This window comes from Pseudomonas sp. LBUM920 (assembly GCF_003852315.1).
Lineage (GTDB): Bacteria > Pseudomonadota > Gammaproteobacteria > Pseudomonadales > Pseudomonadaceae > Aquipseudomonas.
This window is the reverse complement of sequence record NZ_CP027762.1, coordinates 455108-471058: the sequence shown is the minus strand read 5'-3', so window position 1 is coordinate 471058 and position 15951 is coordinate 455108. Positions and strand designations below refer to the sequence as shown.

Annotated in this window: 9 protein-coding genes and 1 pseudogene; 1 reads left to right on the top strand and 9 read right to left on the bottom strand. The window is 61.3% G+C overall.

All coding sequences use genetic code 11. The features are described 5' to 3' along the window. Nucleotides 1-109: 109 nt before the first annotated feature. From C4J83_RS02060 to pilM, 9 genes and pseudogenes are all read right to left on the bottom strand, one after another. Nucleotides 110-1528 (bottom strand): FAD-dependent oxidoreductase, encoded by a 1419-nt coding sequence (locus C4J83_RS02060; RefSeq protein ID WP_003171228.1) that lies wholly within the window; start codon nt 1526-1528, stop codon nt 110-112. A 32-nt stretch (nt 1529-1560) separates the two neighbouring features. Next, nucleotides 1561-6006 carry a glutamate synthase large subunit gene (gene gltB / locus C4J83_RS02055; protein WP_124416238.1) on the bottom strand — a complete coding sequence of 1482 codons (4446 nt, stop codon included), beginning with the start codon at nt 6004-6006 and terminating at the stop codon, nt 1561-1563. 348 nt (nt 6007-6354) lie between these two features. Next, nucleotides 6355-7929: an SPOR domain-containing protein gene (locus C4J83_RS02045; RefSeq protein ID WP_124416237.1), complete on the bottom strand. Its 1575-nt coding sequence runs from the start codon at nt 7927-7929 to the stop codon at nt 6355-6357. A gap of 10 nt (nt 7930-7939) precedes the next feature. Beyond that, nucleotides 7940-9040, bottom strand: coding sequence for a 3-dehydroquinate synthase (aroB, locus tag C4J83_RS02040; protein WP_124416236.1), 1101 nt, complete (start codon nt 9038-9040; stop codon nt 7940-7942). A gap of 124 nt (nt 9041-9164) precedes the next feature. Next, on the bottom strand, nt 9165-9683 hold the full coding sequence (gene aroK, locus C4J83_RS02035) for a shikimate kinase AroK (protein ID WP_017138567.1): 519 nt from the start codon (nt 9681-9683) through the stop codon (nt 9165-9167). Nucleotides 9684-9687: 4 nt separating this feature from the next. Beyond that, nucleotides 9688-10941, bottom strand: a pseudogene (locus tag C4J83_RS02030) (type IV pilus secretin PilQ); the annotation flags it as partial. 141 nt (nt 10942-11082) lie between these two features. Beyond that, entirely contained in the window at nt 11083-12054 is a 972-nt protein-coding gene (locus tag C4J83_RS02025) for a pilus assembly protein PilP (protein WP_124416234.1), read from the bottom strand. Then, a complete protein-coding gene (locus tag C4J83_RS02020; protein ID WP_106577526.1) occupies nt 12051-12602 on the bottom strand; it encodes a PilN domain-containing protein in 552 nt (183 codons plus the stop codon). The genes C4J83_RS02025 and C4J83_RS02020 overlap by 4 nt, the downstream gene beginning before the upstream one ends. Beyond that, nucleotides 12602-13255 (bottom strand): type IV pilus assembly protein PilM, encoded by a 654-nt coding sequence (gene pilM / locus C4J83_RS02015; RefSeq protein WP_124416233.1) that lies wholly within the window; start codon nt 13253-13255, stop codon nt 12602-12604. Before pilM ends, C4J83_RS02020 begins: the two co-directional genes overlap by 1 nt. A gap of 221 nt (nt 13256-13476) precedes the next feature. Here pilM and C4J83_RS02010 point away from each other — a divergent pair, with 221 nt between their 5' ends. Beyond that, entirely contained in the window at nt 13477-15942 is a 2466-nt protein-coding gene (locus tag C4J83_RS02010) for a penicillin-binding protein 1A (RefSeq protein WP_372239314.1), read from the top strand. The last annotated feature ends 9 nt before the right edge of the window (nt 15943-15951 follow it).

The window sequence follows — 15951 nt, the reverse complement described above, 5'->3', positions numbered from 1 at the left end:
GCTTGCCCCCGATTGCAGTGTGTCGGTTTCAGTATCTGTAACTGAACCACCGCTATCGGGGGCAAGCCCCCTCCCACATTTTGATCCCATTTAAACCTGGGATCAGGGGTCAGACCTGCAAGTAATCCAGGATACCTTCGGCGGCGTTGCGGCCTTCGAAGATCGCGGTTACCACCAGGTCAGAGCCGCGCACCATATCGCCACCGGCGAAGATTTTCGGGTTGCTGGTCTGGTGCTTGTACTGGCCTTGTTCCGGGGCTACAACGCGGCCCTGGCTGTCGGTCTGGATTTCGAACTGCTCGAACCACGGCGCCGGGCTTGGGCGGAAACCAAAGGCGATGACCACGGCGTCGGCCGGGATGATTTCTTCGGAACCCGGGATCGGCTCAGGGCTGCGACGGCCACGGGCGTCCGGCTCGCCGAGACGGGTCTCGACCACTTTCACGCCTTCCACACGGTCCTCACCCACAATGGCGATCGGCTGGCGGTTGTAGAGGAATTTCACGCCTTCTTCCTTGGCGTTCTTCACCTCTTTGCGCGAGCCGGGCATGTTGGCTTCGTCACGACGGTACGCACAGGTGACCGACTTGGCGCCCTGGCGGATCGAGGTACGGTTGCAGTCCATCGCGGTGTCGCCACCACCCAGCACCACAACTTTCTTGCCTTTCATGTCGACGAAATCTTCCGGCGACTTTTCAAAGCCCAGGTTGCGGTTGACGTTGGCGATCAGGAAGTCGAGCGCGTCATACACGCCCGGCAGGTCCTCACCGGCAAAGCCGCCTTTCATGTAGGTGTAGGTGCCCATGCCCATGAACACGGCATCGTATTCGGCGAGCAGTTGCTCCATGGTGATGTCTTTGCCGATTTCGGTATTGAGACGGAACTCGATACCCATGCCGGTGAACACTTCACGACGGTTGCTCAGTACAGTTTTTTCCAGCTTGAACTCGGGAATGCCGAAGGTCAGCAAGCCACCGATTTCAGGGTTCTTGTCGAACACCACCGGGGTCACGCCACCACGCACCAGCACGTCGGCACAGCCCAGGCCCGCCGGGCCCGCGCCGATGATCGCAACGCGCTTGCCGGTTGGCTTGACCTTGGACATGTCCGGGCGCCAGCCCATGGCGAACGCGGTGTCGGTGATGTACTTCTCCACCGAACCGATGGTCACCGCGCCAAAGCCGTCGTTGAGGGTGCAGGCACCCTCGCACAGACGGTCTTGCGGGCACACCCGACCGCACACTTCCGGCAAGGTGTTGGTCTGGTGCGACAGCTCGGCGGCGGCGAGGATGTTGCCCTCGGCCACCAGTTTGAGCCAGTTGGGAATGAAGTTGTGCACCGGGCACTTCCATTCGCAATACGGGTTACCGCAACCCAGGCAGCGGTGGGCCTGGTCGGCCGAGTGCTGGGGTTTGAAGGGCTCGTAGATTTCCACGAACTCTTTCTTGCGTTGACGCAACAGTTTCTTCTTCGGATCTTTGCGCCCGACATCGATGAACTGGAAGTCGTTATTCAGACGTTCAGCCATGTTAAAACCTCATCAAACTCTTCAGGCGCATATCACTGCGGGTTGGCACGGATGCTGGAAAGCAACGATTTCAGGTTGGCAGCCTTGGGCTTGACCAGCCAGAAACGACGCAGGTAATCATCGAGGTTTTCGGCGAGGTTGCGACCCCATTCGCTGCCGGTCTCCTCGACGTACTCGTCCAGCACGTGCTGCAAGTGGTTCCGGTAGGATTCCATGGCTTCGCCGCTGATCCGCTGGATCTCGACCAACTCGTGGTTGACCTTGTCGACGAAGGTGTTGTCCTGGTCGAGCACGTAGGCGAAACCGCCGGTCATGCCCGAACCGAAGTTGTAACCGGTCTTGCCCAGTACCGCGACAAAGCCCCCGGTCATGTACTCGCAGCAGTGATCGCCTGTGCCTTCCACCACGGTGTGGGCACCGGAGTTACGCACAGCGAAACGCTCACCGGCAGTGCCGGCGGCGAACAGCTTGCCACCGGTGGCGCCGTACAGGCAGGTGTTGCCGATGATCGCGCTTTCCTGCGACTTGTAGACGCTGCCGATGGGCGGAACGATCACCAGCTTGCCGCCGGTCATGCCTTTGCCCACGTAGTCGTTGGCGTCGCCTTCGAGGTACATGTTCAGGCCACCGGCGTTCCACACGCCGAAGCTCTGGCCCGCAGTGCCTTTGAAGCGGAAGGTGATTGGCGCTTTCGCCATACCCTGGTTGCCGTGCTTGCGTGCGATTTCGCCGGAGACGCGTGCGCCGATGGAACGGTCGCAGTTGCAGATATCCAGCGCGAATTCGCCACCGCTGGCGTCGTTGATTGAGGAGCTGGCCATTTCGACCATCTTCTCGGCCAGCAGGCCCTTGTCGAACGGCGGGTTGCGGTCAACCTGGCAGAATTGTGGCTTGTCTGCCGGGATGTGGTCGCTGCCCAGCAGCGGCGTCAGGTCCAGGTGCTGTTGCTTGGCGGTCTGACCTTCGAGGATGTCGAGCAAGTCGGTACGCCCGATCAGCTCTTCCAGCGAGCGCACGCCCAGCTTGGCCAGCCACTCACGGGTTTCTTCGGCGACGTAGGTGAAGAAATTCACCACCATGTCGACGGTGCCGATGTAGTGATCCTTGCGCAGCTTCTCGTTCTGAGTGGCGACGCCGGTGGCGCAGTTGTTCAGGTGGCAGATGCGCAGGTATTTGCAGCCCAGGGCGATCATCGGCGCAGTGCCGAAGCCGAAGCTTTCGGCGCCGAGGATCGCAGCCTTGATCACGTCGAGGCCGGTTTTCAGGCCGCCGTCGGTCTGTACCCGAACTTTGCCACGCAGGTCGTTACCGCGCAGGGTCTGGTGAGTTTCCGCCAGGCCCAGTTCCCACGGCGCACCGGCGTACTTGATGGAGGTCAGCGGCGATGCGCCGGTGCCCCCGTCGTAGCCGGAGATGGTGATCAGGTCGGCATAGGCCTTGGCCACGCCGGCGGCAATGGTGCCCACGCCGGCTTCCGCGACCAGTTTCACCGAGACCAATGCCTGCGGGTTGACTTGTTTGAGGTCGAAAATCAGCTGCGACAAGTCTTCAATCGAGTAGATGTCGTGGTGCGGCGGTGGCGAAATCAGGGTCACGCCGGGCACTGCGTAACGCAGCTTGGCGATCAGACCGTTGACCTTGCCGCCGGGCAGTTGCCCGCCTTCACCCGGCTTGGCGCCCTGGGCGACTTTGATCTGCAGCACTTCGGCGTTGACCAGGTATTCCGGGGTCACACCGAAACGGCCGGTCGCGACCTGCTTGATTTTCGAGCTCTTGATGGTGCCGTAGCGCGCCGGGTCTTCACCGCCTTCGCCGGAGTTGGAACGCGCACCCAGGCGGTTCATGGCTTCGGCGAGGGCTTCGTGGGCCTCAGGCGACAACGCGCCGAGGGAAATACCGGCAGAGTCGAAACGCTTGAGGATAGATTCCAGCGGCTCGATCTCGCTGATGGCCAGCGGCGTGTCCAGGGTTTTCACCTTGAACAGGTCACGGATCATCGACACCGGGCGGTTATCCACCAGCGCGGTGTAGGCCTTGAACTTGGCGTAGTCGCCCTGCTGCACAGCGGCTTGCAGGGTGCTGACCACGTCCGGGTTGTAGGCGTGGTATTCGCCACCGTGCACGAACTTGAGCAGGCCACCTTGCTGGATCGGCTTGCGCGCGCTCCAGGCTTCGGCTGCCAAGGCTTTCTGTTCAGCTTCGATGTCGACGAAACGCGCGCCCTTGATGCGGCTCGGCACGCCACGGAAGCTAACCTCGCAGACTTCTTCGGACAGGCCGATGGCCTCGAACAGTTGCGCGCCGCGGTAGGACGTGACGGTGGAAATGCCCATCTTCGACAGGATCTTCAACAGGCCTTTGGTGATGCCTTTGCGGTAGTTCTTGAACACCTCGTAGAGGTCGCCCAGCACTTCACCTGTGCGGATCAGGTCACCGAGCACTTCGTACGCCAGGAACGGGTACACCGCCGACGCGCCGAAACCGATCAACACCGCAAAGTGGTGCGGGTCACGGGCGGTGGCGGTTTCGACGAGGATGTTGGAGTCGCAACGCAGGCCTTTTTCGGTCAGGCGGTGGTGCACCGCGCCAGTGGCCAACGAGGCGTGGATCGGCAGCTTGCCCGGCGCGATATGGCGGTCGGTCAACACGATCTGGGTACGGCCGGCGCGCACGGCTTCTTCGGCCTGATCGGCGACGTTACGCACCGCGGCTTCAAGGCCGAGGCTCTCGTCGTAGTTCAGGTCGATGATCTGGCGGTCGAAGCCTGGGCGTTCCAGGGTCATCAACGAGCGCCACTTGGCCGGAGACACCACCGGCGAGCTGAGGATCACGCGCGAGGCGTGCTCAGGCGATTCCTGGAAGATGTTGCGCTCGGCACCGAGGCACACTTCCAGCGACATCACGATGGCTTCACGCAGCGGGTCGATCGGCGGGTTGGTCACCTGGGCGAACTGCTGGCGGAAGTAGTCGTACGGCGTGCGCACGCGCTGGGACAGCACGGCCATTGGCGTGTCGTCACCCATGGAGCCGACAGCCTCATAGCCTTGCTCGCCCAACGGACGAAGCACTTGGTCACGTTCTTCGAACGTGACCTGGTACATCTTCATGTACTGCTTGAGCTGGTCCACATCGTAGAAAGCCGAACCGTGGTCGTTGTCTTCCATGGTCGCCTGGATGCGCAGGGCGTTCTTGCGCAGCCATTGCTTGTACGGGTGACGCGACTTCAAGCGGTTATCGATGGCATCGGTGTCGAGGATCTGCCCGGTTTCGGTGTCCACGGCCAGGATCTGGCCAGGGCCGACGCGGCCTTTGGCGATCACGTCTTCAGGCTTGTAGTCCCACACGCCGATTTCCGACGCCAGGGTGATGAAACCGTTGGTGGTGGTGACCCAACGCGCCGGGCGCAGACCGTTACGGTCGAGCAGGCACACCGCGTAGCGGCCGTCGGTCATGACCACGCCGGCCGGGCCGTCCCACGGCTCCATGTGCATCGAGTTGTACTCGTAGAACGCACGCAGGTCCGGGTCCATGGTCTCGACGTTCTGCCACGCAGGCGGAATGATCATGCGCACGCCACGGAACAGGTCGATGCCGCCGGTGACCATCAACTCAAGCATGTTGTCCATGCTGGAGGAGTCGGAACCCACGCGGTTGACCAGCGGGCCGAGCTCTTCGAGGTCCATCAAATCGTTGGCGAACTTGGTGCGACGGGCCACGGCCCAGTTGCGGTTGCCGGTGATGGTGTTGATCTCGCCGTTGTGGGCGAGGAAGCGGAATGGCTGGGCCAGCGGCCATTTCGGCAGGGTGTTGGTGGAGAAGCGCTGGTGGAACACGCAGATTGCGGTTTGCAGGCGCTCATCGCTCAGGTCCGGATAGAAGGCGGTCAAATCCGCCGGCATCATCAGGCCTTTATAAATGATGGTTTTGTGCGAAAAGCTGCAGATGTAGTGGTCGGTGTCGGCGGCGTTGGACACCGACGAACGACGACGCGAGGTGAACAGCTTGATCGCCATGTCCTGGTCGCTCAGGCCTTCGCCTGCGATGAACACTTGTTCGATCTGCGGCAGGCGCTCCAGAGCCAGGCGGCCGAGCACGCTGGTGTCAATTGGCACTTTGCGCCAGCCAACCAGTTGCAGGCCGGCAGCCAGGATCTCGCGGTTCATGTTCTCGCGAGCGGCCTCGGCTTTCACCGAGTCCTGGTTGAAAAACACCATGCCCACGGCGTATTGCTTGGGCAGGTCGACCGCAAATTGCTCTTTTGCGACAGCGCGCAGGAACTGGTCGGGCTTTTGAATCAGCAAGCCGCAACCGTCACCGGTCTTGCCATCGGCGTTGATCCCACCGCGGTGGGTCATGCAGGTCAGGGCCTCGATGGCCGTTTGCAAAAGGGTATGACTGGGCTCGCCCTGCATGTGGGCTATCAGGCCGAAACCGCAGTTATCCTTGAATTCATCGGGTTGGTACAGACCTGCTTTCATAGACACTTTCTCACCAGGCTACCTCTTATATCGAGGCAAATTTCTTTTCAATTCAACCGGTTACCTTCCACGCCGAACGTACGCCGGCTTAGCGGGGGCAAAAGGGAGGTCATTGTACACACCGACACGAACGCTCACAAATTTAACGACGAAATGTCGCAAATCTATGTCGCATTTATGAAAGGTTTAAAGCGATATGCTGTGCTAGTCAAAACTTTTTTAGTCTTGACTGCCACGACTCAAAAGCAACGTGCGCAGACACCACAAAGCGCGCGGCCTTCAGGGCTGCACGCTTTTGTAGTTTTTTGAGGTGCCGGGAGAGGCGGCCTGGGTAAGGCCGCCGAATCTTCAGCGAGTTGTTGCGAGTTCTTGTTGAACGCTGGCAACAGTGCGAGGCCAAGGTTTACCAGCCTGAACCTTCGCTGGCAAGGCCTTGATAGCGGATTCAGCTGCTGCACGGCTGGAGAAGTTGCCGTAGGTGATCACGTAGAGAGGCTTGCCGTTGAGCACTTTCTTGAAATAACGGTACTCACCGCCCTGCTCTTTCACGAACGCCTGAGCGTTGGCTTCGGAGCTGGTGCCGAGGATCTGCACCACGAAGTTGCCGGTTGGCTGGCTGGTGTACCAGCTGCTGCCGGTGCCGCCGGCCTTGGCGACGGTGGCGGCGGATTTCTCAGCAGGCTTGGCAGCCGGTGCTGGCGCTGGCTTGGCGGCTGGTGCGGGTGCGACAGGCTTGGTCACCGGCGCTGGCGCTGGCTTGGCAGTGGCGACAGTCGGTGCAGGGGTCGGCTTGGCAGCCGGAGCTGCTGGCTGACCGGCTGGCACGCCCGCAGGCGGCGCGGTAGTGGTCACGGTCGGCGGCGTGGCGCTGGAGCCCTCCACCGGCACACCGTCGTCACCTTCGGAAATGCCACCGGCTTCTTCGGCGAGCGGGCCGCGCATTACCGGCTGGCCAACCATCGGCAGGTTGGTCGGTTGGCCGGAGTTGGCGAATTCGACGTTTGGCGTGGGTTTGCCCAGTGGCAACTGCGCCTGTTCGGTTGGCGCGCCGGCCGTGGCGGGAGCCTTGCTACGACCTGGGATCAACCAGGCGGCGGCGACAGCGACCACGACAACGGCGGAAATAGCCAATACGTGCTTCTTAGGCATAGTAAACCCCATCTTTGGACGCTTAACCGCAGAGCGGCTTGCAATCATGGCTTCGATCAAGGCATCCCGGGCAACCTGGTTGATGGTGCCAGGCCAGCCGTCGGAGCTTTCGTGAATATCAGAGATCTGCGCAGCGGAGAAAAGTTCGATACCGGCCCCGGCGCCCTCAAGGCGTTGGGCCAGGTATTCGCGGGTTTCTTCCTCTTCGTACGGCTGCAATTCGATGACGTGAAACAGCTCCTGATCACCGCTGATCTGCTCCAGATCGGCGATCAACGACGACTCGCCAAACAGGAACACGTGCGGGCGGCCTTCAGGCGTACCCGCCGCCAGCGCCAGCAGCGCTTCCAGGGCAGATTCGTCGAGCTGCTCGGCGTCGTCGACCAGCAAGTAGACTTCCTGGCCGGTCAGGCCCAGTTGCACCACTTGCTTGAGAATCGCGTTCGGCTCGGCATTGGATACATTCAGCGCCTGGGCCACTTGGCGCAACACGCCCGCCGCGTCACCGGCACCACGGGCCGACACCACCACGCTCTGTACCGATTGCTTGTTGGTGCTGGCGACCAGTGCCTGGCGCAGCAGGGTCTTGCCGCTGCCCAACGGCCCGGTGACCACCAGCAACAGCTGGCTGTAGCGCGCCAGATGGTGCAACTGGCCAAGCACCGGCTTGCGCTGGGCAGGGAAAAATTTGAAGCCAGGTACCCGCGGAGCAAAAGGGTCGTGGCTTAACTGGTAATGGCCGAGGAACGCCTCGTCGGCATGCAAACTAGTCATCGGGATCTTATTAACCTTTAAGCTGGGCCAGGGCGCGGTAATCCGCTCCCAGCGTGGCCTGTAAAATCTCTTTCGGATAATCGTCGGTCACTACCGCTTCGCCCATGTGGCGCAGCAGCACCAGTCGTAGGCGACCGTCGATCACTTTCTTGTCTATTGCCATATGTTCGAGGAAATCCGCCTCGGTCATCTCCTGAGGAGGAATAACCGGCAAACCGGCGCGCTGGAACAGGCGAATACCCCGATCCCGCTCCTGGGCACTGATCCAGCCCAGGCGTTGCGACATCTCCAACGCCATCACTGTGCCAGCCGCTACGGCTTCCCCATGCAACCACACACCATAGCCCATGTGCGTTTCGATCGCATGGCCGAAGGTGTGACCCAGGTTCAAGGTAGCGCGTACGCCGGACTCCCGCTCGTCGGCATTTACCACCAGCGCCTTGGCGGCGCAGGAGCGCGAAATCGCTTCGGTCAGTGCCACCTGATCCAGAGCGCGCAGGGCGTCCATATGCTCTTCAAGCCAGGTCAGGAACGGCTCGTCGCAGATCAGCCCGTACTTGATGACTTCCGCCAGGCCCGCCGACAGCTCGCGCGGTGGCAGGGTGCTCAGCGTCGCGGTGTCGATCAGCACGGCCTGGGGCTGATAGAACGCACCCACCATGTTCTTGCCCAGCGGGTGGTTGATGCCGGTCTTGCCACCGACCGACGAATCGACCTGGGACAACAAGGTGGTTGGCACCTGGATAAAGTCCACGCCGCGCTGGTAACAGGCCGCCGCAAAGCCGGCCATGTCGCCGATCACACCGCCGCCCAGGGCGACTACGGTGGTCCGGCGGTCATGACGCGCAGTCAGCAGGCCATCAAAGATCAGTTGCAGGGTTTCCCAGTTCTTGTGGGCCTCGCCGTCAGGCAGGATCACCGAAATCACCGAGTACGCCGCAAGGCTGCGGCTCAGGCGCTCAAGATACAGCGGCGCGACCGTTTCATTGGAGATGATCGCCACTTGCCGACCGGCAATATGCGGGGCAAGCAACTCGGGCAGGTCCAACAAACCTTCGCCGATATGGATTGGGTAGCTGCGCTCGCCTAGATCGACCTTAAGTGTCTGCATGTGTCCCCGCGTGAAGATGGATATACGATCGGCAACGCTCAGATCTGACGCTGCCTGATGGCTCTACGCCACACCTCGAAGGCTGTTAGCGCGCCGCCGAGAATAGCGCATTTCGGGCCTGGCTTTAACGGGGTGGCAGCTGCTGTAAACGCTCAAGAATGTCGAGAACGACCATTCGCGGCGGCCGCTCATCGGTTTCCACCACCAGATCGGCAATTTCCCGATACAGCGGATCGCGCAGCGTCAGCAAATCCCGCAGGGTTTTTGCCGGGTCGGCAGTGCGTAACAACGGGCGATTCCGGTCGCGGGCGGTGCGGCCCACTTGCTGCTCGACCGACGCATGCAGGTAGACCACGCGCCCACCGGCATGCAGCGCCCGGCGGTTTTCATCGCGCATCACAGCGCCGCCGCCGGTGGCCAATACCACGCCGTCGCAACCGCACAGCTCGGCAATCATCGCCTGCTCGCGGTCGCGAAAGCCCAGTTCGCCTTCCTTATCGAAGATCCATGGGATATTGGCGCCCGTGCGCAATTCAATTTCCTTGTCGGAATCTTTGAATGGCAGGCGCAGCTCTTTGGCCAGCAAACGGCCGATGGTGCTTTTTCCAGCGCCCATCGGTCCTACAAGAATCAAATTTCGCACAGAATCAACGACTCACAGCAATCGCCTGGTTATTCATAATACGCGGAGTCAGGAATACCAGCAGCTCGGATTTTCTTTCCGCCATCACATCGCGCCGGAAAAGGCGGCCAAGATACGGCACATCGCCTAAAAATGGCACTTTATCTACCACTTTGCTCTGGGTATTGGAGAAAACGCCACCGATGACGATGGTCTCGCCATCCTTGACCAGCACCTTGGCGTTGACTTCGTTTTTCTTGATCGGTGGCACGTCATTGAGCTTGTTCAGGTAGTCGGGCTCATCCTTGGTCACCTTGACCTCCATGATCACCCAGCCATCAGGGGTGATTTGCGGGGTCACTTCCAGCGATAGCGAAGCTTCCTTGAACGACACTGAAGTGGCGCCACTGGAGCTGGATTCCTGATAGGGAATCTCGGTGCCCTTGAGGATCCGTGCCGTTTCCTTGTCGGAAGTGACCACCTTGGGCTGTGAGACGATTTCGCCGTTGCCGGTTTTCTCCATGGCCGTCAATTCAAGGTCCAGCAACAGGTTGTTGGTGATATAGGCGATGCCCAAGCCCGATGTACCGGTGAGCGCACCCATGTCGACAAATGGCGAACTGACAGGGTTCTGCGGTGGCTCGGCACCGGCGGCCAAGGGTTTGCTGATGCCCCCAGCGCCCCAATTGGCACGGTTGAGTCGCCCTCCCCAGCGCACGCCGAGGCTTTTGTCATAATCAACATTGGCCTCGACGATCCGCGCCTCGATCATCACTTGGCGCACCGGGACGTCCAGTTGCGCCACAATCCGGCGCAGCTCTTCGAGGCGCTCGCCAGTCTGGTAGGCAATGATGTTATTGGTGCGGTCATCCACTGCCACGGAACCGCGCTCATCGCCGGCGCCTTCAAGGCCTGTCACCGACTGGAACAGCTTGGCCAGGTCCGCCGCCTTGGCGTAGTTGACCTGCAACAGCTCGCGGCGCAAAGGCGCCAGCTCGGCCATCTGCCTGCGCGATTCCAGCGTGAGCAATTCACGCGCCGCCAGCTCATCGGCAGGTGCCACCAGCAAAACGCCGGCCTTCACGCGCTTATCCAGCCCCTTGGTCTGCAATACCAGGTCCAGCGCCTGGTCCCAGGGCACGTCCTTGAGCCGCAAGGTTATGGAGCCTTGCACTTCATCGCTGGCAACCAGGTTGAGCCCGGCAACATCGGCAATCTGCTGCAGTACCGCGCGCACATCGATGTTCTGGAAGTTGAGGTTCAGTTTGACGCCGTTATAGGTGCCTGGCGCCGCGCTGCCAGGCGGCGGCAGCTGGATAAGGTCCACACGATTGGGCACAGCGAATGCCGTCGGTGCCGTGAACGCTATCCATAGCGCCACACCGAAGGACGAGAAAGTCCATTTCATTGTTTGATTCCGTTATGAGTTGAGTTTCAACACGAGGGTTCGCGGGCGCTCCAGCCACGCGCCCTGTTTATCGGGGAACCGCTCTGCCAGCTCGATGGAGCCGTCATGAATCGCCGTGACCTTGCCGTGGTTCGGCCCCAGGTAGTCGCCAACGGCCAGCCGGTGCACCGTGGAGGCCACACGCAACAGCGCAAAGTTCTGCTCACCACGAGACAGCGTACCGACCATCTCGAACTGGTCGATGGCGACCTTTTCCAGGGCGCCGCGGACTCGGGCAAGGTCGGGCGCCAGCACCGGGCGTCCGGGCAGGTGATCAACCTGCAATGCAACCGGCTGGAACGGGTCGCGCAGGGAAGATGCGTCGTAGACGAATGCTGGCCCCGACTCGAAAACCGAGTCAGGTTCGCCGCGCAGCGACGTGCTGCGGTAGGTCTTCACCAACATGCCGAGGCGCAGCAACGACCCATCAGAACGAAGCGTGATGTCATGCACGGTAACGATCCGGGACAAGCCGCCCAACGCACTCACGAAGGTAGCCAGGTCGTGGTAGGCCCCAACCACATCGACCTGCACCGGCTCCTCGATGTAAAACGGCCGAGTTTGCTCGTCCAGCACCGTGACACCTTCGACCACCACGCCGTTGGCAGCCACCAGCCGCGCAATTTCATCCAGCAGGGCAGGCATGTCGGGTGTGCCAGACAAATGCCCTAAAGCCCCGCCGGTTTTTTCCTGCATCACCTGAGCCGGGTGGGCACCGCCCTCAAGCCCGGAGGCCAGATCGACTTTCTGCGCGAGCACCTGTTGTAAGACCTCTTCCTGCGCCTCCCGCTCGTGCAAACGCTCGCGTGACGGGCTCAAATAAACGCAATCGCCCACCACCAGCACCAAGCCTGCCAGCGCACAGCCCAGCAGAAGCTTGCCCGGCAAGGGCCATTTCGAAGCGTTGTGAGAGAAGGTGGAAAAGTCGAGCCTGGGCAGGCTCAAGGCTGAGCCTCGGTGGATTCCCCCTGGCGCACCATCAACTGGAATTCGTTACCGCCCCGCTCGCCCTCTGCTCGCACATGCTGCAGCCGAGTGGCGTGGGTGCCCTGCGAGGCTTCCAGGCGGCGCATCAGTTGAGCAATGTCCTGGCTGGACTCGGCACTGCCGCTGACGCTGATGGTGTCGCCATTCGCCACCACTTCATGCAGATGGACACCCTCGGGCACCGCGCGGGCCAGTTGATCAAACATCTGGGCGCTGGAAGAGCGGGCATCATGCAGGTCCTGCACGACTTTCATGCGCGCGGCCAGTTGCTGGCTTTGCTCCTGCAAGTCGCCGATGGTCTTGATGCGCGAATCGACGACTGTCACTTCTTTGCTCAGGTGGTTATTGCGTGCGCCCTGCCGGTCGATGGCCTGGTCGATCACCTGGTCCGCCAGCCATAACGCCGCGAAGGCCGCACAGGCAAACGCCAGCAAAAACATCAGAAAGTATTTGCGACGCCGGTCCGCCAGGGCTTGGCGCCAGGGCAAAAGGTTGATTCTTGTCATCAAGCGAAACTCCTCAGGGCCAACCCGCAAGCAATTCCCATCCCGTGGGCATCCACGGCCCATTGTGTGCCATCGACTTGATGACCCGGCGTGAAGCTGGCGAAATCCTGACTGCAAGCGCGCTCCAATGCAAACCCTTCGACATCCACCACCCGCGTCACGAGCCCCGCCAGGGCCAAAACCGCGGTGCGAGCCTCGACTTGCTCCCGCAGGCAGGCAGCCAGTAAAACCTCGACCCGGGCCGGATCCTGGGCCGAAGGGCCACGCACCTGAAAATCGATGGCCACCTCATCCAGCGGGTAAGGAATGTACTGGTCGGCTTCCATCTGGATCTTCCACACCATCTCCTCATCACTGAGCCCTGCCTCCATGTCGATGACCCGCGTGATGACCGACGGGCCCGCTACAGCAACCGCCGCCTGCCGTGCGGACGTGCGTAGCCGGGATAACGCCAGTTGCAAGGCTCGCCCTGCCTCTTCAAGGTCCAATAAAGTGCCATCGACCATCGCATTCGGCGGCAACATTTGGGTGCTGTAGCCCTGCACCTGGTAACCCGCGGCCGAACGGCCCAGTTCTATCAGCTTGATGCCCGTGTCATTGATGTCGACACCCAGCAGGGTGTCGGTTTTGCGCCTGAAAAATCCCTTTCTCATAAAACTCCCCAAAACTTTGCCTGTCATACCGCCTGATTACCGCCGGCCACCGTGCATTCGGTCGACTTGTTTGAGTGGCGTGAATGACGCCCCAAGCCGAAAAATGCTTTAATGCCCAGCGTTTTTTCCCGCTATTTATCTGCTGCTCGGGTCGATCCATCGTTTGCCATGCATGCCCCGACGCCTAACTCATTCTTTTCTCTGGAAATCCAAAAGCCTTGATTCGTCTGCTGAAGTTTTTCGGGTACTCCATTGTCGCGATCGTCTGCGGGCTGCTGCTCGTACTCAGCGGTGCCTACCTCTACCTTAGTCCGGGTTTGCCTTCCGTAGAGGCACTCAGAAGTATCCAGTTGCAGATTCCTTTGCGGGTCTACAGCAGCGACGAAAAACTGATCGCGGAGTTCGGCGAGATGCGCCGCACACCGATCCGTTTCGCCGACATTCCACCCAATTTCATCAATGCTCTGCTGTCGGCAGAAGACGATAATTTCGCCAATCACTACGGCGTTGACCCCAGCAGTCTGGTGCGTGCGGCTACCCAGCTGGTAAAAAGCGGACACATTCAATCCGGTGGCAGCACCATCACCATGCAGGTGGCGAAGAACTTCTTCCTCACCAGCGAGCGCAGTTTTTCGCGCAAGGCCACTGAAATCCTGCTGGCCCTGCAGATCGAACGCCAGCTGACCAAGGACGAGATCCTTGAGCTGTACGTGAACAAGATCTACCTGGGTAACCGCGCCTACGGCATCGAAGCGGCGTCGCAGGTCTACTATGGCAAGTCGATTCGTGATGCCAGCCTGGCGCAAATGGCAATGATTGCCGGCCTGCCCAAGGCCCCTTCGCGCTTTAACCCGCTGGCCAACCCGGCGCGCAGCAAAGAGCGCCGCGACTGGATCCTCGGCCGCATGTACAAGCTGGGCAAGATCGACCAGGCCGCCTATGAAAGCGCCGTGGCCGAACCGCTGAATGCCAGCTACCACGTGCCGACACCGGAAGTGAACGCACCGTATATCGCTGAAATGGCGCGCGCCGAGATGGTCGGCCGTTACGGCAGCGAGGCCTACACCGAAGGCTTCCGCGTGACCACGACCGTTCCCAGCAACTTGCAGGAAATTGCCAACAACTCGGTGCGCGATGGCCTCGTCACCTATGACCAGCGCCACGGCTACCGCGGCCCCGAATCCCGCCTGCCAGGCAAGACGCTGAGCGCCTGGACCACTGAACTGGGCAAACAGCGCCCGATCAGCGGCCTGGAACCCGCCATCGTCACCCAAGTGAAGAAAGATGGCGTGCAGGTGCTGACCCGCTCCGGCGAAGCGCATGTGCCGTGGGACAGCATGAAGTGGGCACGCCCCTTCCTGAACACCAACAGCATGGGCCCGATGCCCAAGCAGCCCTCGGACGTGGCGCAGGTGGGTGACTTGATCCGCGTGCAACGCCAGAAAGACGACAGCCTGAAATTCAGCCAGGTCCCTGTGGCCCAAGGCGCGCTGGTGTCCCTGGACCCGCAGAACGGTGCGATCCGCGCCCTGGTCGGCGGTTTTGCCTTCGAGCAGAGCAACTACAACCGTGCGACCCAGGCCAAGCGCCAGCCGGGCTCGAGCTTCAAGCCGTTCGTCTACAGCGCCGCACTGGATAACGGCTACACCGCCGCCAGCCTGGTCAACGACGCCCCGATCGTGTTTGTCGACGAGTACCTGGACAAGGTCTGGCGCCCGAAGAACGACACCAACACCTTCCTCGGCCCGATCCGCATCCGCGAGGCGCTGTACAAGTCGCGCAACCTGGTGTCGATCCGCCTGCTGCAGGCAATGGGCGTCGGCAAAACCATCGACTACATGACGCGTTTCGGCTTCAACAAGTCGGACCTGCCGCCCAACCTGTCCCTGGCGCTGGGCACCGCGACTCTCACGCCGATGGAAATCGCCACGGGCTGGAGCACCTTTGCCAACGGCGGCTACAAGATCTCACCGTACCTGATCGACAAAATCGAAAGCCGCAATGGCGACACCCTGTTTACCGCCAACCCTCCGCGCGTACCGGGTGACGTAGTCAACGGCGTGGCGGCGCCTGATGGCATCGCGGCGCCCAGCAACGGCGGCATCACCATCGAGCCGACACCGGGCGCAGCGCCAGCCACACCGAACACCGCCGCCGCAAACGAGCCACAAACGCCCGCAGTCGCTGAACGCGTAGTGGATGGCCGCACCACGTATATCCTCAACAGCATCCTGGAAGACGTGATCAAGAAAGGCACCGGCCGTCGCGCCCTGGCGCTGGGCCGTGCGGACATTGCCGGCAAGACCGGTACCACCAACGACTCCAAGGACGCCTGGTTCTCCGGCTACAACGCCGACTACGTGACCACCGTGTGGACCGGCTACGACCAGCCGGAAAGCCTGGGTCGCCGCGAGTTTGGTGGCACCGTCGCGTTGCCGATCTGGATGAGCTACATGGGCGCGGCCTTGAAGGACAAGCCGTTGCACACCCAGCCTGAGCCGGAAGGCATTCTCAGCCTGCGCATTGACCCGGTGAGTGGCCGTGCGGCTTCGCCAAGCACGCCGAACGCGTACTTCGAGCTGTTCAAGAGCGAAGACACGCCGCCGTCGGTCAACGAACTGGGCAATGGTGTTGCACCGGGCAGCCCGCTGCCGGCGGATGAAGGGGCGCCGATCGATTTGTTCTGATCGCGACCG